The organism is Catenulispora pinistramenti (assembly GCF_018274385.1).
In the GTDB taxonomy this organism is placed as follows: Bacteria; Actinomycetota; Actinomycetes; order Streptomycetales; family Catenulisporaceae; genus Catenulispora; species Catenulispora pinistramenti.
In genome coordinates, this window is record NZ_JAAFYZ010000049.1 from 24,291 (window position 1) to 41,955 (window position 17,665).

The following is a 17,665-nucleotide window of genomic DNA, read 5'->3' on the forward strand; positions in this document are numbered from 1 at the left end:
AATGACGGCGCTCCCGACGACTCCTATGCCGCCTGGCCTGCCCGTGACAGCACGGGGAGCACCCACGTCGATACCGCCTTCATGGGTCTCACCTCCTTAGCGTCCGGTCACGGCGTCTGCACGCTAACGACCCGCCGTGGCTTCGGGCAACAGGGTTTTCTTCAGGCCCCGCACGCGGCCGCCAGCACCGCCATCCACTCGCGCGCGGCCCGCCGCACCTCCGGGCTGAGTCCGGACTCCAGCTGCTCCTCCCGGCTGCGCACCGCGGGCCGCGCCTTCCGGTACAGCTCACGCCCGGCCTCCGTCGCGTGCACCTGATGCGCGCGCCGGTCCGTCGGATGCGGGGAGCGCTCGACCAGCCCGTGGGACTCCAGTCCGGCGACCATCTCGGTGGCGGACTGCCGGGTGCTGCCGCACAGCCGGGCCACCTCGGCCACGGACAGACCGGGCGTGCTGTCGAGCATCGTCAGGGTCGCGAACTGCGGCACGGTCAGCCCGAACTCGGCGAGCTCGTCCTCGATCGCGGCGCGCATGCCGAGCCAGACGTGGCGCACGGCGAAGCTGATGACGCCGTCGTCGCCCCACTTGTCGGACCCGGATCCTTCAGAAAACGACATTTCGGGATCCTCCGGCCGCATGATTGACAGGTACCTGACGAGTTTGCCAGGCTGATATCCGACAGGTACCTGTCGATTCTACGCGCAGCCGCGCTCGACCGTGCACTTCCGCCCGCACATTCAGCGATCCTGGGGGGTCGTTCCGCCATGCCCGCAAACAGCAGCCCACCGTCCGGCCGACGGCAGAGCCTGATCCTGACCGTCCTGATCTTCGCCCAGCTCCTGATCTGGATCGACGGCACCGTGCTGTCCACCGCCTACGAGACCCTGGCCGACCCGGTCCGGGGCCTGGGCGCCACCCCCGGCCAGCTCCAGTGGGCCACCGGCTCCTACACGCTGGTGCTGGCCACCGTCACCTTCACCGGCGGCGCGCTCGGCGACCGCTTCGGCCATCGCAACACCCTGCTGGCCGGCATGGCGCTGTTCGGCGTGGCCTCGGTCTTCGCCGCGTACTCGCACAGCTCCGGCCAGCTGATCGCGGCCCGCGCCGTCATGGGCCTGGGCGCCGCGCTGCTGATCCCGGCGACCCTGGCGGTGATCAGCTTCACCTATCCGCCGGAGCAGCGGCCGCAGGCCTTCGGGGTGTTGAGCAGCTTCGCGGGCGTCGGCATCGCCGCCGGCCCGGTGCTGGCCGGTCTGATGCTGGCGAACTTCTGGTGGGGTTCGGTGTTCCTGATCAACGTGCCGGTGGTGCTGGTCGGGCTGGTGGCGATCGCCCGCACGGTGCCGAACTTCCAGCCGCCGCAGAAGCGCGGACTGGACTTCCCCGGCCTGGTGCTGTCCACGGCCGGACTGGGGCTGCTGTCCTACGGCCTGATCCGCGCCGGGCAGGACGGCACAGTTACCGAACCGCAGGTCTGGAGCACGGTCACCGGCGGGCTGGTGGTGACGGCCGCGTTCGTGGTCGTGGAACTGCGGCGCCGGCACCCGAGCTTCGACCCCCGGCTGTTCCGGCTGCGGCAGTTCGCGGCCGGCAACGTCACACTGACGCTGTTGTTCCTCGCATTGAGCGCGAGCGGCTTCTACTTCGCGTTCTACCTGCAGGGCGCGCGCGGGTTCTCGGCGCTGCGCGCGAGCCTGATCGGCATCCCCGGCGCGCTCGGCGTCGTGGTCGGCGGGCCGCTGGCCGCCCGGCTGGCGCGGCGGACGTCGGTGCGCCGGGTCAGCGGCACCGCGCTGGTGGTCGTCACGATCACGTTGGCGCTCTTCTCCCGGGTGGGACTGGGCATGCCGATCCCCGTGTACCTGGTCCTGTCCATCGTCCAGGCCTCCGCGATCGGCATGACGATCGCCCCGCTGACCGGCGCGATCCTCGGCTCGCTGCCGCTCACCCAGGCCGGCGCGGGCAGCGCGGTGAACGCCACGATGCGGCAGACCGGCAGCGTGCTGGGCATCGCGTTGGGCGGCACCATCTTGTCGATCGGCTATCGGCACGCGATCAGCGGCTCGGTCGGCGGGCTGCCCGCGCCACTGAAGCAGCAGGCTGAGACGTCGGCCGAGATGGCGCGGAACGTGGCCCGGCACAACGGGATCCCGGGTCTTGTGCACCAAGCGGACCTGGCATTCGTGCACGCCATGCACACCGGGATGGTGTGGTCCGCGGCGGCCACCGGGATCGGGGCGCTGTTGGTGTTCGGCGGATTCGCGAAGGCCGGGAAGGGCAGAGCGCCGGAGGTTGTCCCGGAAGAAGCAGCGGTGCGGGAATCCGCGTCGGCATAAGGAAAATTACTGGACGCGATCAGCTGAGGACGAGCATTCTGTGAGGGCACCTCCCGGTGCGCAGGCAGCGGATACTTCATCCACCAAAAGGGTCAACCCGCAGCCGACTATTGATCTCGGGAGCGCGCTCCGACTTCTCGGCGGGTCGGCCGATATATCGGCCGGCCCTGTCATCTCCCTTGCCCGAGGCCGGCGCCGCTCCCCGCAGTTCCACGGGGTGATTCTCAGATGTCGAAGTTCAACAAGAGTCCGACCGACACCACCGAGACTTTCCAGGGCGGCAAGGCGTACAAGCGCGACGCGAAGTCGGACTTGTTCCTGTTCGCCGTCACGAACATGGTCGGCGAGGACACGTTCTACGAGGCCGCCGACATACGCGACCAGCGTTATCGCGAGTTGGTGCACACCGTCGCGGTCGCCGACCCGGAGTGGATGCTGCGCTTCGTCACCTGGCTGCGGGCCGGGGCGAACATGCGCAGCGCCGCCGTGGTCGCGGCGTGCGAGGCGGTGCGGGCGCGGCTGGACGCCGGGGCGTCCGGGCACAGCCGGCAGCTGATCGCCGCGGCGTGTCAGCGTGCTGACGAGCCCGGCGAGGTGCTGGCGTACTGGACCGGCCGCTACGGCCGCGCGCTGCCCAAGCCGGTGAAGCGCGGAGTGGCCGACGCGGTGGCGCGCCTGTACAACGAGTACTCGTTCGCCAAGTACGACTCGGACGCCAAGAGCTTCCGGTTCGGTGACGTCATCGACCTCGTGCACCCGGTCGCCGCGGCCGACAAGCCGTGGCAGGGCGACCTGTTCCGGCACGCGCTGGACCGCCGGCACAGCCGGGAGAACCCGGTCCCGGAGACGCTGGTGAAGCTGACCAAGCGGGCCGAACTGCTCGCGACTCCCGTCCAGGAGCGGCGCGGCGTGCTGCTCGCCGAGGGCGGGGCGGCGCGGCTGGCCGAGGCCGGGATGACCTGGGAGGCGCTGGCCGGCTGGCTGCAGGGGCCGATGGACAAGGCCGCCTGGGAGTCGGTCATCCCGTCCATGGGTCTGATGGCGCTGGCCCGGAACCTGCGGAACTTCGACCAGGCCGAGGTCGCCGACGCGGTGGCCTGGCAGGTCTGCGCGCGGTTCCTGGACCCCGAGCAGGTGGCCCGGTCGCGGATGCTGCCGTACCGGTGGCTGTCCGCGTACAAGGCGGCGCCGTCGCTGCGCTGGGGTCACGCGCTGGAGGGTGCGCTGGGCTCGGCGATCGGGGCCGTCCCGGAACTGCCCGGACGCACGCTGGTCCTGGTGGACACCTCGGCGTCGATGACCCGCGGGGTGTCGGCGCGGTCGACGATCACGCACCTGGACATCGGAGCCCTGATCGGGGTCGCGCTGGCGGACCGGGCCGCGGGCTCGGGACGCGGTGATGATGTGGACCTGATCGGGTTCGCCGACGGCCTGTTCACGCACAAGCTCGCCCGGGGCGGCAGCGTGCTGCGCGAGATCGAGCGGTTCGCCAAGCGCTACGGGGAGGTCGGGCACGGCACGCGGCTGGTGGACGCCGTGGCGAACAGCTACGACGAGCACGACCGGGTGGTGATCGTCAGCGACATGCAGGCGTTCCCGTACTACTACAACAGCCAGAACAAGGGCGCGGACGCGTTCATCCCCGACACGGTGCCCGTCTTCGCGATCAACACCGCCGGGTACGGGCCTTCGGCTCTGCCGCCCGGGAAGCGGAACCGGTTCGAGATCGGCGGGTTCTCGGACAAGGTTTTCAGCATGTTCGCGCTGCTCGCGGACGGGGACCGGCCCGCTTGGCCGTTCTGAGGGGCGGCATGAGGATCTGAGGGACGGCGTAAGGAGCGCGTAAGGAGCGGTAGCGCGATGGCTCTAGCCAGTCGTGCTACCGCTCAGTAACATGCGCCGTGTGATCGACGGCATAGACCTCACCACCCTCGCGGTCCCGTTCTATGTGCTGTTCATGGCGCTGGAACTGCTCTCGCTCCGGTTCTTCCCGGACCCGGGCGAGCAGGGCTACGCCGCCAAGGACACCACGACGTCGCTGACGATGGGCATCGGCTCGATCGTCTGCAATCTGGGCTGGGGACTGGTGACCGTGGCCGCGGTGGCCGGCGTGCACGCGGTGGCGCCGTGGCGGATCGGCGGTTCGCTGACAAGCTGGATCGTGCTCTTCGTGGCGTACGACTTCTTCTACTACTCGGAGCACCGGGCCAACCACCGCGTCCGGATCCTGTGGGCCTCGCACGTGGTGCACCACTCCAGCCGGCACTACAACCTGTCGACCGCGTTGCGGCAGACCTGGACCGGCGTCGGCAACACGGTGTTCCTGCTGCCGTTGGCGCTGGCCGGTTTCCCGGCGTACATGATCTTCGCGACGGCGTCGATGAACCTGCTGTACCAGTTCTGGATCCACACCGAGCGGATCGGCAAGATGTGGCGCCCGGTGGAGTTCGTGATGAACACGCCCTCGCACCACCGCGTGCACCACGGCTCCAACCAGGGTTATCTGGACAAGAACTACGGCGGCGTGTTCATCGTCTTCGACCGGCTGTTCCGGTCCTTCGAGCCGGAGGGCGAGCCGGTGCGGTACGGGCTGACGAAGAACATCGGCACGTTCAATCCGCTGCGGGTCGCAGTCCACGAATACGCGGCGATCGCCCGGGACGTGCGCGGGGCGGCCGATTGGCGGGCTCGGTTCGGGTACGTGCTGCGCGGGCCGGGCTGGTCGCCGGCCACCGTCGCCGCTGTCGCCACCGGAGCTACGAACGTCGCCTAAAACCCTTCGGTGGTAACGGAACCGGCACATAGTGTGGTCCGTGTGTTGAGCGACGAACAGTTGAAGGAGTTCGGCGAGCGCGGCTACCTGGTCGTACCCGGTGTGGTGGCGGCGGAACTCGTGGCCGGTGCGCAGCGGCGGATCGACGAGCTGATCGCGGCCGAACCGCCGTCCGAAGGCCAGGTGGGGCACCACTTCTATTTTCCGCAGGCCGCGGACGAGCCGGCGTTGACCGCGCCGCTGACGGCCGCCGGGCCGGACGGCGTCAGCGCTTTCGCCTACGCCGAGGCGCTGGCCGACCCCGGGCTCCTGGAGTCACCGGAGCAGGTGCAGGTCGCGCTGAACATCCCGCCGTTCCCGCACCAGCCGGGCCGCCCGCACATCGACGCCGCGATCAGCGAGCCGACGCCGGGCTTCCAGCCGAACAGTTTCACGCTGCTGGCCGGGGTGTTCGTCACCGATCAGCTGTCCGAGAACTCGGGGAACTTGTGGGTCTGGCCGGGCACGCACCGGACCCACGCGGAGTACTTCCGGGAGCGCGGCGTGCAGATGTACTGCGCGTACCCGGACATCGAGCTGCCGGAGCCGGAACAGGTGACCGCGCGCGCCGGCGATCTGCTGCTGGCGCACTATCTGCTCGGCCACAACATCGGCGGGAACTACGCGTCGGAGACGACGCGGCGGATGCTGTACTACCGGGTCAGCGGGCGCGGGCACGGCGGGGAGCCCGCGCGTATCCTCACCGAGCCCTGGTATGAATACGGGCCTATTCGAGCCTTGATTTAGTTTCGGGGACGGACGGCATCGGCCCCGCTCATCACGTCCCGCTCATCACGTCCCGGCCAGCAGCTCCACCACCGGCGCCAGCTTCTCCAGGAACATCCCGTTCACCGCGATGTAGGAGATGCCGAGCTCGTCGCGGCGGCGGCGCAGCTTGTCGGCCATCTCCTGGGTGGTGCCGGTGAGGATCGACGGGGCGCCGTCGCGGATCAGCTCGTCGGGGTCGACGCCCATCTCCCGGCTCAGGAAGGCGGGCAGGTCGGTGCCGACTCCGGCGATGTTGTAGTTGAGTTCGAGGTCGTCGAAGCGCGAACCGGCGATCGTCCGCAACTCGGCGACCTTCGCCGCGAGCCCGTCCTCGGTCGTCCCCGGCGGCAGGCCGAGGGTGATGATGTCGGCCTCGGCGGCGGCGAGCTGGAACATCTTGCGTCCGGCCGCCGCCACCAGGATCGGCGGGTGCGGCCGCTGGGCCGGCTTGAGCGGAGAGTGGCCGTCAGCCGCGGCGGCCATCTCCTCCTTCACCATGTGCAGCGCATCAGAGAGCTGCTTAACCCGCTCGGCCGGCGTACCGAACCGCCGTTCCCGGTGCACGACCTCAGCCTCCGCACCCGGCCGGCCGGCCCCCAACCCCAGGTCGAGGCGGCCCCCGGAGAGCAGGTCCAGGGCCAGCGCACGCCACACGATCTCCGAGGGCGGGTAGAACGGCGCGGGCAGCACGAAGGTGCCGACGCGCAGCGTCTCGGTGGCCGTCGCGGCAGCCGCGAGGGCGGTGAACGGCTCCAGGGTGTTCATGGTGTCCGGGGCGAGCAGCGTGCTGTAGCCCAGGTTCTCGGCCCGCCGGGCCAGCCCCTGCCAGGCCTGGGCGGTCGGGGCCAGCGCCGCCACTACGGCGAAGCGGAAGGTGCGGGGATGCATGGGTGCTCCCTGAGTCGGAGGTCTGGGTGCGTGTCTGCGTGTCTGCGTGTCTGCGTGGGTCTAGCTGTCTGGCTGTCTAAGCCGATCGTGCCCCTGTCGGGGACCGACGTGCGTCCGGCCAGGGGAGGTCTCGCGCGTACTCTGCGGGGAGTACACGACGTATCGTCTCCAGGGTGCTGGACTACGACCTCGAAGCCGCCCACTACGACGAGACCCGCGGGGGCGTGGCGCGGGCCGGAGCCGCGGCCGACGCGGTGCTGGAGCTGCTGCCCGCGGACTGCGCGGTGCTGGTGGACGTGGCGTGCGGGACCGGCATCGTCTCGGAGCTGCTGACGGCACCCGGCCGCACGGTGATCGGCGTGGACCCGGCAGCCGCGATGCTGGCCCTGGCGCAGCCGAGGCTCGGCGGCGGCGGACACGTAGTACGCGGCGATGCGACCCAACTGCCTCTGGCGACCGGCTCGGTGGACGCGGTGACCTTCATGTGGCTACTGCATCTGGTCGACGAGGCGCTGGTGGCGTCGGCGATCGCGGAGGCAGCGCGAGCCCTACGCCCCGGCGGCATGATGATCACCACGGTCGACAAGAACGCGGCACAGTACGAGACGGACAGCGACGTCGGCGAGATCCTCCGCCCCGCGCGCAGGGAGCTGGCACCACCGGCGAGCGACGACGTGGAACGCGTACGCGAGCTGGCAGCCACGGTAGGCCTGAAACCCGCGGGCCTGGCCGGCTACGTAGGCCACGGACAGGGACGGCCACCGCGTGAGTGGGCCCGGCGCGTCCGCGAGGACATCACCTGGACGCGCGGAGCAGACCCGGCGCGAGTGGCAGAGATCTGCCGCGCGTTGGAGGCGCTGCCGGGGCAGGAGGTCAGGCGGGCGGATCCGGTGTACAAGGTCGCCGGGTTCCGGCTGGGCGGGAAGTAGCGGCCGCGCCGGAGGTAGTGGCCGAGCCGGAGCTAGTGGCTCGGCGGAAGGTTGGCGGCGCGCGGAGGCCGCGAGCAGCTCCAGCTACAACTTCCCCATAGCCGCCTCAAAGGCCTCGCGCACCGCGCCCAGCTTCGGGCTGCCGATCCGCTGGTCGATCTCCAGTGCGAGGCGGAAGCGCAGGGCCGCTTCGACGTGCTTGCCCTGGTCGTAGAAGCTGCGGCCGGAGTGGTGGGCCGCGGCGGCGACCAGGCGGTCGTCCTTCAGGTAGAGCGCTAGTTTTTCCGCGCGGTGGAACATGGTGTCGGCTTGGTCCCATTCGCCGCGCCATTGGCGGGCGTGGCCTACCAGGAGTTGGGCGCGGACCATGCGGCGGAGGTCGCCGGACATGTCGGCGGCGGCGAGGGTGAGTTCGGCTTCGAGGACGGCTTCGTCCAGGCGGCCCGCGATGCGGAGCAGAGTCGCGTACTCGGAGCGGGCGTCGGGGAGCTCCTCTAAGTCGAGGGCGGCCAGGGTGTCGATCCGGGTGGACAGTGCCGCGGGGTCGTCGGCGATCTCGCGCAGCGTCTCCGGGTCGGTACGGAAGTCAAGGCCCATGGGTCCATCCTGCGACGCAGAAGGGTCCTTACGCGACACCTATCCCATGGATTCTAAGGTTCTTCCCTTCGTTTCCCGTACCAAGTAGTACACAAAGGGGATGGAAATCGCGGCGGCGAGTGCGTAGAGCGTGTAGGCGCCGGACAGGCTCCAGCGGGACAGGGAGGGGAAGGAGACCGTCACCAGCCAGTTCGCCAGCCACTGTGCGCTGGCCGCGACCGACAGGGCCAGGGCGCGGATGCGGTTCGGGAACATCTCGCCGAGGAGCACCCAGACCACGACGCCCCATGACATCGCGAAGAAGAAGACGTAGGCGTTCGCGCCGATCAGGGCGATGATGCCCTGCGCCTTGGGCATGGTCGTCTTGCCGTCGACGTGGCTGCCGTAGGAGAACATCCATGCGCACAGGCCCAGCGTGACGGCCATCCCCACCGAGCCGATCAGCAGCAGCGGACGCCGGCCGATCCGGTCCACCAGGGCCATCGCCAGGGCGGTGCCGGCGATGTTCACCACCGCGGAGATCATCGAGATCAGCAGCGAGTTGGAGGTGTTGATGCCGACCGACTGCCACAGCAGGGAGCTGTAGTAGAAGATCACGTTGATGCCGACGAACTGCTGGAACACCGACAGGCCGATCCCGATCCAGACCACCGCCAGCAGGTTCCTGCGGCTCGGGGTCAGCAGGTCCACCAGCTTCGGTTTGACCTCGCCGGCCAGCTGCCGGCGGATCTCGGCGATCCGGGCCTCGACGTTCGCCCCGCCGCCCTCGACCTCGGTGAGCACCTCGCGGGCCCTGGCGTCGGCGCCGACCGCGACCAGGTAGCGCGGCGACTCCGGGATCATCGAGCTGAGCACGCCGTAGACGATCGCCGGCACCACCTCGGCGCCGAGCATCCAGCGCCAGGCCGCCAGACCGCCCAGGTGGTCGGTGTTGGTGCCGCCGGCCGCCAGGTTGATCAGGTAGTTGACGACCGCGGAGATGGCGATGCCCAGCACGATCGCCAGCTGCTGGAAGGCGGTCAGCCGGCCGCGGAAGGCCGGCGGGGAGACCTCGGCGATGTAGGCCGGGCCGATCACCGAGGCGATGCCGATCGCGAAGCCGCCGATGACGCGCCAGACCGTCAGGTCCCAGGGCTGGTAGGAGAACATGCTGCCGATGCCGCTGATCGTGAACAGGACCGCCGCGATCTGCATGGCCCGGATCCGGCCGATGCGGTCGGCCATCCAGCCGCCGGCGATCGCCCCGGCCGCGGCTCCCGGCAGGGCCGCGGCGACCATGAAGCCGGTGGTGCCGCTGCCCACCTTGAAGTCGTGCTGGATGCCGGTGACCGCGCCGTTGATGACCGCCGAGTCGTATCCGAACAGGAATCCGCCCAGGGCCGCCGCCGCGGCGATGAACACGATGCGCGGCGCGACGCTCGTCCCCGCGCCGCCGGCCGCCGGCTGTGGGCCGCCGGGGCGGCCGGTCCTGGTCGTCATGCCCCTACCCCTGCCGCCGATCCCGCCTGGCGATGCGGCGATGCGCCCGATCGGGTGGTTGCCCTACCGTGGGTCGCATGCTGAACGTGCCGCAGGAGATCTACGACGCGATCGTCGCCCACGCCCGCAAGGACCACCCGGACGAGGCCTGCGGAATCGTGGCCGGACCCGAGGGCTCGGACCGCCCCGAGCGCTTCGTGCCGATGACCAACGCCGAGCGCTCGCCGACGTTCTACAGTCTGGATCCGGCCGAGCAGTTCAAAGTCTGGCGGGAGATGGACGACCGGGACGAGGAGGCGGTGATCATCTACCATTCGCACACCTCGACCGAGGCCCACCCCTCGCGGACCGACATCAGTTACGCCTCTGAGCCCAACGCGCATTACGTCCTGGTGTCCACGCGCGACACGGACAAACTCGGCGAGTTCCAGTTCCGCTCGTTCCGGATCGTCGACGGTGCCGTGACCGAGGAACCCGTCACGATCATCTGAAGACATATCCACTGACGGGTCAGTCCGGATGCCGCCTCAGCCCTGCTGGATCAAGCTGGAGGCGTGAGTTCGACTGAGACGGTCACCCCGATCCAGAACGCCGTGAACATAGGGCCGGTGCTGACGCAACGGCTCCGCGACGTCGGCGTCACCACCCTGGACGAGGTCCGGGACCGCGGTGCCATCGAGGTGTGGCAGCTGATCGCCGACACCGCCGAGGGCAACGAGTGCGCGCACATGCTGCTGGCGCTGGAGGGCGCGCTGCGCGGCCAGCGCTGGACGTCGATCCCGCGCTCCGAACGTGACGCGCTGCTGGTCGAGGTCGGCCTGAAGGACGCCTCGGAGCTGCGGGCGCCCAAGAAACGCTGAAGCGGCCGGCGCGCCGAGCGCCGACCGCTTCGCGACTAGCGACTAGCGAGCACACGCCCGCCCCGCACCGCGCCGCCTCAGCCCGTGATCTTCCCCTGCTGCAAGTCCGCCCACACCGGCCCGTTGACGACCCCGTCGGCCATCAGGTGCATCGCGCTCTGGTACTGCACCACCGCGCCGAACGTGTCCACGTCGTACTGGCCGGTGGCCTTCAGATCGATGTTCAGCGCCGAGGCCAGCGCCTGCTGCAGCCGCTTGACGTCCGCGGCGCTGCCCCCCTTGTGATGCTTGTCACCGCCGAAGGGACCGCCGGGCATGTTCGGCAGCGCGGCGGTCAGCGTGGGCTTGCTGCCCGCGGCGATCAGCGCCGTCTTGGTGCTGCGCCCCACCGAGCCGGACGGATCGGCCGGGTGGGCCTTGGCCTGGAACGCCGCGACCGCGGCCTGTGTGGCCTGGTCGAAGGTGCCGCTGATCGGGCCGTTGTAGACGCCGAGCTGCTTGAGCCGGCTCTGCAGCCACTTCACGTCGGCCCCGGAGTCGCCGAGCTGCATCACGCCGGGCGTGTGCTGGCTGGGCGAGCTCGCCGAACTGCTCGGCGAGGAGCTGGTCGAGGTGGTCGCCGACGCCGACGACGGCGCGGAGGAGCTGGGCGTCCCGGTCGGGGTGGTGACCGAGCCCTGGGCTCCGCTCGGCCCGGCGGACGGGGTCGAGCTGTGCCCGCCGAGCGTGATCAGCGAGACCACGATCACCAGCACCGCACCGGCCGCGACCCCGATGCCGATCATCGCCCCGCGGCTGGCGCGGGGTCCGCGGCCGGGCTCGCCCGGGTAGTCGTCGGCGTAACCGCCGTCATAGGGCTCGGCGTACGCCCCGCCGCCCCCGGCCTGGTAGTCGATCGGCTGGTCATAGGCGGGCTGGTCGTACCCGGGCCGACCGGCCGGGGCCCCGTAGTCGGCCGCGACCGGCGCCATGACCTGGGTGGCGTTCGGGTTGGCCCGCGCGGCGCCGCCCTCGGGGCGGTACAGGTGCTCGTACGGGTCGGGCTCGGGCGGCGCGCTCTGTGCCGGAATGGCTTGCGTCGCGTCGTCGCGCGACGGCAGCTCCCAGGTCATCCCGCCTTCGGACGGCGGCAGGCCGGCCCCGCCCCGGCCGCCCGTGCCGACGGATGCCGCGGCGTAGGCCTGGGAAGGATCGGACGCGGTATCTGAGACCGGAACCGACATCTCGCCGCAATTAGGGCAGTAGCGAGCGCCCGGTGTTCTGGGCAGGACGGTCCCGCAGTGATGACAAGACTCCATGGTTCTCGGAACCCCCTCGGGCAGACCCGCCCACTGTAGAACAACCAAGCAAAGCCCGTATGCGCTCTGACCTTCCGGCCCAGGCCGCGGCATGCCCGGGAGGCGGTTCTTGACCCAGACTTGGCCTGCGCTTTGCCATCGGCGACGCCGCTACCAGCGGGAAGCGGCACCGACCAGCCGGTCCCGCACCCGGGCCACGCCTTTGGAACGGGCCCGCTGACCACGTACCGCGACGAACAATGTCCGGATCGGCGGCACCTCCGGCTCGTCGAGCAGCACCAGCGTCCCGGCTTCCAGCGCCGGCGCGCACAACGGCCGGGGCAGCACCGCGACCCCGTAGCCCTGGACCGCCGCATCGAGAACGCCGCGCAGGTCGGGGATGACCAGCGCGGCGTCGGAAGGGGGTTCGGCCTCGAATACGGAGGACCAGTAGAGCCGTATATACGGCAGGTCCTCGGCGAGATCCAGCACCGGTACCGGCACACGACCTGTGCGGTTGAACGGCCCTGTGCGGTTGAACGGCTCTGCCTGGTTGAACAGTTCTGTGTGGTTGAACGGCTTCCACCGCGGGGCACCGACGAGGGCGTACTCCTCGTCGGCCAGCGGCAGCACCGTGACGCCCGGCAGCCGGGGAGGGATGGCGCTCAACGTCAGGTCCAGGCGCCCGGCGGCCAGCTGCGCGACCAGTTCCTCGCTCTGCCCGCCGGCCACGACGACACGAAGGCCCTCGTCCATCAGGGGAGCGAGGGCCGGGAGCAGGAGCGTCGTGGTGAGGCTGGCCGGACAGCCGAGGCGGACCACCGCATGCGAGCCGGAGTCCGGGATCAGCGTCTCGTGCGCGACCGCCGTGAGCGCGTCCAGATGCGGTGCCACGGCGCGGGCCAGTTCGTCGGCGGCGGCCGTGGGGGCCACGCCGCGCGGCAGCCGGACGAACAACTCGCGGCCGACGCGCTGTTCCAGGGTCCTGATCTGCGCGGTCACCGCGGGCTGGGACACGCCGAGGCTCGCTGCGGCCCGAGTCAGCGAGCCGGCGCGGTGAACGGCGAGGAACGTCCTCAGCAGCGCGAGATCCATCCCCACCAGGATAGGCACGGTTCGGTCCGGCGAATCAGGGTTTTTCGGCCCCCTGAATCAGGGTTCTGAAATGCCCCGGTCGCCCGACCCCGGGCGCAGCACCGCCAGCGCCGCGTCCAGCAGTATCCGCGCGAGCTCCGCGCCGTCCGGATAGTCCGCCGGCCCCGGCAGTCCGGCCGCCGCCTCCGCGGCCGCCTCAAGGTCCGGCACCGCCGGATCGGCGGCCGGTTCGGCCCGCCGCGCGACCATGAACCCCTGCGAGATCGCGCCGAACGCCGCCGCGGCGCGTACATAGTCGGCCGGCCGGGGATCGGGCCCGGCCAACTGCCGGACGACGTCGCGCCGCAGCTGCACCGACCGCTCCACGAGTTCGGCGGCGGCCAGACAGGAGTGGTCGTTCGCGACCAGTTGGAAGACGGCGCGGTGCCGGTACAGCAGATCGATGTACGACCGCAGCAGTTCCTCGGCCGGCGGGTCGGCGTGCACCATCGCCTCGAACTCGTCGATCAGCGGCTGCGTGACCGACTTCAGCAGGTCCTGTTTGGAGGCGTAGTGGTAGTACAGCGCCGCCTTGGTGATGCCGAGCCGGTCGGCGATCTCGCGCAGTGACGTCTTCTCGTATCCGTGCAGCACGAACAGTTCCAACGCGACCTGCTGGATGCGTTCCTTGGTTCCGCCGGCGTCCGGCGCGGCCTTCGTGTGCGTATACACCGATTGCACCGATTCCGACTGTGAGTTGTGTCTCAGGAAGCTCCAAGAGGGGCAATCCCCGAAGCTCAGTCTACTTGCCGCACGGTAAGTTTGTGAAAGTACGCACAAGACATATCTCGAAATCGAACCGCCCTCAGGAGTTCGCCCATGTTCGGACGGCTCGGACGCTTCGTCGTCCACAATCCCTGGAAGATCATCGTCGGCTGGATCATCGCGGCCGTGGCGCTCGTCGCCCTCGGCCCGCAGTTGTCCAGTGTCACCAACGACAACCAGTCCTCCTTCCTGCCCTCCAAGTACGAGTCGGTGCAGGCCAAGAACGCCCTGGACGCGGCGTTCCCCTCGGCCACCGGCCAGGTCGCCACCATCGTGATCCGCCCGGTCGGGGACGGCACGCTGTCCACGGCCGAGCAGCAGAAGGTCTCGGACCTGGCCACGACGCTGACCGACGACCACATCACCGAGGTGGCCGGGGTGCAGGCCGGTCAGGTCGCACCGAAGCAGACCGCGCAGCTGATGTTCGCCAAGCTGACCGCCGACGAAGGCGACCAGACCGGGAGCAGCAACGCCGTCAAGGCATTGCGCGCGGACCTGGCGAACAAGCTCAACGGCACCGGCATGAAGGCCGAGGTGACCGGCGACGCGGCCATGGGCCTGGACACGTCGGACTCCTCGAACAAGGCCACCAGCATCGTCATGATGGCCACCCTGCTGCTGATCATCGTCCTGATGGGCTTCATCTTCCGCGGCGTCATCGCGGTGCTGCTGCCGATCCTGTCGGTGTTCCTGGTGATGATGGTCTCCCAGCCGGTGATCGCCTTGATGGCCAAGGGGTTCGGACTGCACGTGCAGTCGTTCCTGGAGATCATGCTGGTCGTGGTGCTGTTCGGCATAGGCACCGACTACATCGTCTTCCTGCTGTTCCGACTGCGTGAACGGCTGCGGGCCGGGGACACGATCGAGGAGGCGGTGGCGACCACCGTCGAGCGCGTCGGCGAGGCCATCGCCTCGGCCGCGGCCGCGGTCATCATCGCGTTCTGCGCCCTGGGTCTGGCCACCTTCAAGGCCTTCACCTCGCTCGGCCCGGCGCTGGCCATCGCCGTCGCGGTGATGCTGCTGGCCGGTCTGACCCTGGTCCCGGCGCTGATGGTGAAGCTGGGCACGAAGATCTTCTGGCCCGGCAAGAAGTGGCGCCGGATCCCGGCCGCGGGCCCGGCCCGCAAGGTCGGCAACCTGGTCGGCAAGCGGCCGGCGGCGGTGGCCCTGGTCTCGTTCGTCATCATGGCGGGCCTGGCGGTCGGCGCGGTCGGCTTCAAGGCCGACTACGACCAGCAGTCGCAACTGCCGGCCGGCGTGGAGTCCACGATCGCGATCAACGACATGCAGAAGGCCGGGTTCGCCCAGGGCGCCACGTCCGCGACCGACGTCATCGTCAGCTCCACCGACGGCAAGCCGCTGGACCACACCCAGGTCCAGGCCTACGCCAACGGCCTGGGCTCGGCCTCGCCGCAGCTGGGCGGTCTGATGCCGTTCCCGGTCAAGCCGGGCTCGCCGGCCGGCACCAAGGGCGACACCGTGCAGTACAACCAGGACGGCACGGCGGCGCACATCCAGGTGCTGACCAAGGACTCGCCGTTCGCGTCGTCCTCGATGAGCGCGGTCAACGGCCCGCTGAAGGACCTCGCGCACAGCTCGGCCCCGGCCGGGACCAAGGCGCTGGTCGGCGGCGGCACCGCGGCGCTGGCCGACATCCAGTCGGCGAACAACTCCGACCTGGCGCTGATCCTGCCGGTGGCCGGCCTGCTGATCTTCCTGGTGCTGGCGCTCCAGCTGCGGGCCCTGGTCGCGCCGCTGTACCTGATGGTGGCCGTGGGTCTGGGCTACACCGGAACACTGGGCGCCTCGGTGCTGATGTTCCAGAACATCCAGAACAAGCCCGGCATGATGTTCATGCTGCCGGTCATGGTCTACCTGTTCGTGGTGGCGATCGGCACCGACTACAACATCCTGATGATCTCCCGGCTCCGCGAGGAGGCCCGCGAGGGCAACGCGCCGAGGCAGGCGGCGGCGCTGGCCGTCGAGCACGCCGGGCCGTCGGTGGCCTCGGCCGGCCTGATCCTGGCCGGCACCTTCGCCTCGCTGATGCTGGGCGGGCTGTCGATGATGCAGCAGATCGGGTTCGCGGTGTCGTTCGGCATCAGCATCGCGGCGTTCATCATGTCGATGTTCCTGGTCCCGGCGTTCACCGCGCTGATGGGCGCGAAGGCCTGGTGGCCCGGCCACAAGGGGGTCGCCTCGCACTCCGGCGGCACCGGCCGGCCGCGGATCAGCGACCTGGACGACGAGATGGTGGGAGCCGGCTCCCACCGCTGAGGACCGGCCGCGGCGGTAATACCCGCACGACGGTTCCACTGCCATAACGAAATCGAGGACTCCGCTGTCGCCGCAGGTGACAGCGGAGTCCTCGATTTATGCTCGGAGCATGCCGATATTCGATCGCGCCCACACGGACGACCTCCTGTCGTTCCTCGCCGCGTCCCCGACGCCGTACCACGCGGTCGCGAACGCGGCCGCCCGCCTGGAGGCCGCCGGGTTCCGCCAGCTCAGGCAGGCCGCCGCCTGGGACCGCGCGGAGGGCGGCGGGTTCTACGTGATCCGCGGCGCGGCGATCATCGCCTGGTACCTGCCGGCCGGTGCCCCGGCGCACGCCGGCTTCCGCGTGGTCGGCGCGCACACCGACTCCCCCAACCTGCGGGTCAAGCCGCTGGCGGACACCGGCTCGGCGGGCTTCCGGCAGGTGGCGGTGGAGCTGTACGGCGGGCCGCTGCTGAACTCGTGGCTGGACCGGGACCTGGGCCTGGCCGGGCGGCTGGTGCTGCGCGGGGGCGAGGCCACGCTGGTGCACGTCGACCGGGCGCTGATGCGGGTGCCGCAGCTGGCGGTGCACCTGGACCGCGGCGTGAACGACAACGGGCTGCTGCTGGACAAGCAGCAGCACCTGACCCCGGCCTGGGGGCTGGGGCCGATCGAGGACGGCGCGCTGGTGGAGTTCGCGGCGAAGGAGGCCGGGGTGTCCGCGGCCGACGTGCTCGGCTACGACCTGATGCTGCACGACGTCACGCCGCCGACGTATCTGGGCCGCGACTTCGAGCTGATCGCGGCGCCGCGGATGGACAACCTGGTGTCGGTGCACGCCGGGGTGCAGGCCCTGGTCGCGGCGGCCGGCGCGGGTGCCGCTGCCGCCGCGGGCGAGCCCTTCTCGGCGATCCCGGTCCTGGCCGCGTTCGACCACGAGGAGGCCGGCAGCGAGTCGGACACCGGGGCCGGCGGACCGCTGCTGGGCAGCGTACTCAGCCGGGTGGCGCAGGCCCAGCTCGGCGGCAGCGCGGACGACTACGCGCGGGCCCTGGCCGCGACCGTGGTGATGTCCAGCGACATGAGCCACGCCGTCCACCCCAACTACCCCGAGCGCCACGAGCCCGGCCACCGGCCCCGGCTGAACGGCGGCCCGGCGCTGAAGACCAACGTGAACCAGCGCTACGCCACCGACGGCCTCGGCCGCGCGATCTGGACGGACGTCTGCGAGCGCGCGGGCATCCCGACGCAGTACTTCGTGGGCAAGAACTCGATGCCGTGCGGCACCACGATCGGCCCGATCACGGCGGCCAAGCTCGGGGTGACGACGTTCGACGTGGGCATCACGTCGCTGTCGATGCACTCGGCGCGGGAGATGGGCGGGGCGGACGACCCGCATCTGCTGGCCTCGGCGGCGGCGGCTTTCTTCGCGGGGTAGGACTTCCCGCGCGCCGTTCCGCGGGTAAGGCTCCCCCGCGGGTAGGGCTTCCCGCGGGGAGTTCCGCAGATAGGGCTTCCTGCGGGGCGGCGTTCCGCGGGTAGGGCTTCCTGCCGGGCGGAG

At 70.3% G+C, this 17,665-nt stretch carries 16 protein-coding genes; 9 read left to right on the forward strand and 7 right to left on the reverse strand.

Annotated elements, in window-relative coordinates:
* Positions 1–161: 161 nt before the first annotated feature.
* On the reverse strand, positions 162–617 hold the full coding sequence (locus tag KGQ19_RS16475; protein WP_212010045.1) for a MarR family winged helix-turn-helix transcriptional regulator: 456 nt from the start codon (positions 615–617) through the stop codon (positions 162–164).
* 147 nt (positions 618–764) lie between these two features.
* On the opposite strand from KGQ19_RS16475, the gene KGQ19_RS16480 reads away from it, so the two are divergent.
* From KGQ19_RS16480 to KGQ19_RS16495, 4 genes are all read left to right on the forward strand, one after another.
* A complete protein-coding gene (locus tag KGQ19_RS16480) occupies positions 765–2,336 on the forward strand; it encodes an MFS transporter (protein WP_230418740.1) in 1,572 nt (523 codons plus the stop codon).
* A 228-nt stretch (positions 2,337–2,564) separates the two neighbouring features.
* Positions 2,565–4,139, forward strand: coding sequence for a TROVE domain-containing protein (locus tag KGQ19_RS16485; RefSeq protein WP_212010046.1), 1,575 nt, complete (start codon positions 2,565–2,567; stop codon positions 4,137–4,139).
* 91 nt (positions 4,140–4,230) lie between these two features.
* Positions 4,231–5,109: a sterol desaturase family protein gene (locus KGQ19_RS16490; protein WP_212010047.1), complete on the forward strand. Its 879-nt coding sequence runs from the start codon at positions 4,231–4,233 to the stop codon at positions 5,107–5,109.
* 42 nt (positions 5,110–5,151) lie between these two features.
* Positions 5,152–5,895: a phytanoyl-CoA dioxygenase family protein gene (locus tag KGQ19_RS16495; RefSeq protein WP_212010048.1), complete on the forward strand. Its 744-nt coding sequence runs from the start codon at positions 5,152–5,154 to the stop codon at positions 5,893–5,895.
* 45 nt (positions 5,896–5,940) lie between these two features.
* Here KGQ19_RS16495 and KGQ19_RS16500 read toward each other — a convergent pair whose 3' ends face one another.
* On the reverse strand, positions 5,941–6,804 hold the full coding sequence (locus KGQ19_RS16500) for a TIGR03621 family F420-dependent LLM class oxidoreductase (RefSeq protein ID WP_212010049.1): 864 nt from the start codon (positions 6,802–6,804) through the stop codon (positions 5,941–5,943).
* Between the two features lie 173 nt (positions 6,805–6,977).
* On the opposite strand from KGQ19_RS16500, the gene KGQ19_RS16505 reads away from it, so the two are divergent.
* Positions 6,978–7,733, forward strand: a complete 756-nt coding sequence (locus KGQ19_RS16505; RefSeq protein WP_212010050.1) for a class I SAM-dependent methyltransferase — start codon at positions 6,978–6,980, stop codon at positions 7,731–7,733.
* Positions 7,734–7,817: 84 nt separating this feature from the next.
* On the opposite strand, the gene KGQ19_RS16510 is transcribed toward KGQ19_RS16505, so the two are convergent.
* Positions 7,818–8,330 (reverse strand): tetratricopeptide repeat protein, encoded by a 513-nt coding sequence (locus KGQ19_RS16510; RefSeq protein ID WP_194893591.1) that lies wholly within the window; start codon positions 8,328–8,330, stop codon positions 7,818–7,820.
* Between the two features lie 39 nt (positions 8,331–8,369).
* The gene (locus tag KGQ19_RS16515) at positions 8,370–9,809 is read right to left on the reverse strand and encodes a sugar porter family MFS transporter (protein WP_212010051.1); all 1,440 of its coding nucleotides are present in this window, start codon (positions 9,807–9,809) and stop codon (positions 8,370–8,372) included.
* A gap of 77 nt (positions 9,810–9,886) precedes the next feature.
* Between KGQ19_RS16515 and KGQ19_RS16520 the strand changes: the two genes are divergently transcribed.
* Both KGQ19_RS16520 and KGQ19_RS16525 read left to right on the forward strand, forming a co-directional pair.
* Positions 9,887–10,300 carry a M67 family metallopeptidase gene (locus tag KGQ19_RS16520; RefSeq protein ID WP_212010052.1) on the forward strand — a complete coding sequence of 138 codons (414 nt, stop codon included), beginning with the start codon at positions 9,887–9,889 and terminating at the stop codon, positions 10,298–10,300.
* Between the two features lie 63 nt (positions 10,301–10,363).
* The gene (locus tag KGQ19_RS16525; RefSeq protein ID WP_212010053.1) at positions 10,364–10,669 is read left to right on the forward strand and encodes a TfoX/Sxy family DNA transformation protein; all 306 of its coding nucleotides are present in this window, start codon (positions 10,364–10,366) and stop codon (positions 10,667–10,669) included.
* A gap of 77 nt (positions 10,670–10,746) precedes the next feature.
* Here KGQ19_RS16525 and KGQ19_RS16530 read toward each other — a convergent pair whose 3' ends face one another.
* The 3 genes from KGQ19_RS16530 to KGQ19_RS16540 form a co-directional block, all read right to left on the reverse strand.
* Positions 10,747–11,892, reverse strand: a complete 1,146-nt coding sequence (locus KGQ19_RS16530) for a peptidoglycan-binding domain-containing protein (RefSeq protein ID WP_212010054.1) — start codon at positions 11,890–11,892, stop codon at positions 10,747–10,749.
* 225 nt (positions 11,893–12,117) lie between these two features.
* The gene (locus KGQ19_RS16535; RefSeq protein WP_212010055.1) at positions 12,118–13,041 is read right to left on the reverse strand and encodes a LysR family transcriptional regulator; all 924 of its coding nucleotides are present in this window, start codon (positions 13,039–13,041) and stop codon (positions 12,118–12,120) included.
* Between the two features lie 57 nt (positions 13,042–13,098).
* Positions 13,099–13,761, reverse strand: a complete 663-nt coding sequence (locus KGQ19_RS16540; protein ID WP_212010056.1) for a TetR/AcrR family transcriptional regulator — start codon at positions 13,759–13,761, stop codon at positions 13,099–13,101.
* 138 nt (positions 13,762–13,899) lie between these two features.
* On the opposite strand from KGQ19_RS16540, the gene KGQ19_RS16545 reads away from it, so the two are divergent.
* Together KGQ19_RS16545 and KGQ19_RS16550 are read left to right on the forward strand one after the other, a co-directional pair.
* Positions 13,900–16,122: an MMPL family transporter gene (locus KGQ19_RS16545; protein ID WP_212010057.1), complete on the forward strand. Its 2,223-nt coding sequence runs from the start codon at positions 13,900–13,902 to the stop codon at positions 16,120–16,122.
* A 109-nt stretch (positions 16,123–16,231) separates the two neighbouring features.
* On the forward strand, positions 16,232–17,542 hold the full coding sequence (locus tag KGQ19_RS16550; RefSeq protein ID WP_212010058.1) for a M18 family aminopeptidase: 1,311 nt from the start codon (positions 16,232–16,234) through the stop codon (positions 17,540–17,542).
* The last annotated feature ends 123 nt before the right edge of the window (positions 17,543–17,665 follow it).

What these genes read in the sequence shown, in the direction of transcription:
- KGQ19_RS16475 (WP_212010045.1), bottom strand. Translation starts at nt 617, where the DNA reads ATGTCGTTTTCTGAAGGATCCGGGTCCGACAAGTGGGGCGACGACGGC.
- KGQ19_RS16480 (WP_230418740.1), top strand. Translation starts at nt 765, where the DNA reads ATGCCCGCAAACAGCAGCCCACCGTCCGGCCGACGGCAGAGCCTGATC.
- KGQ19_RS16485 (WP_212010046.1), top strand. Translation starts at nt 2,565, where the DNA reads ATGTCGAAGTTCAACAAGAGTCCGACCGACACCACCGAGACTTTCCAG.
- KGQ19_RS16490 (WP_212010047.1), top strand. Translation starts at nt 4,231, where the DNA reads ATGCGCCGTGTGATCGACGGCATAGACCTCACCACCCTCGCGGTCCCG.
- KGQ19_RS16500 (WP_212010049.1), bottom strand. Translation starts at nt 6,804, where the DNA reads ATGCATCCCCGCACCTTCCGCTTCGCCGTAGTGGCGGCGCTGGCCCCG.
- KGQ19_RS16510 (WP_194893591.1), bottom strand. Translation starts at nt 8,330, where the DNA reads ATGGGCCTTGACTTCCGTACCGACCCGGAGACGCTGCGCGAGATCGCC.
- KGQ19_RS16515 (WP_212010051.1), bottom strand. Translation starts at nt 9,809, where the DNA reads ATGACGACCAGGACCGGCCGCCCCGGCGGCCCACAGCCGGCGGCCGGC.
- KGQ19_RS16520 (WP_212010052.1), top strand. Translation starts at nt 9,887, where the DNA reads ATGCTGAACGTGCCGCAGGAGATCTACGACGCGATCGTCGCCCACGCC.
- KGQ19_RS16530 (WP_212010054.1), bottom strand. Translation starts at nt 11,892, where the DNA reads ATGTCGGTTCCGGTCTCAGATACCGCGTCCGATCCTTCCCAGGCCTAC.
- KGQ19_RS16535 (WP_212010055.1), bottom strand. Translation starts at nt 13,041, where the DNA reads ATGGATCTCGCGCTGCTGAGGACGTTCCTCGCCGTTCACCGCGCCGGC.
- KGQ19_RS16545 (WP_212010057.1), top strand. Translation starts at nt 13,900, where the DNA reads ATGTTCGGACGGCTCGGACGCTTCGTCGTCCACAATCCCTGGAAGATC.
- KGQ19_RS16550 (WP_212010058.1), top strand. Translation starts at nt 16,232, where the DNA reads ATGCCGATATTCGATCGCGCCCACACGGACGACCTCCTGTCGTTCCTC.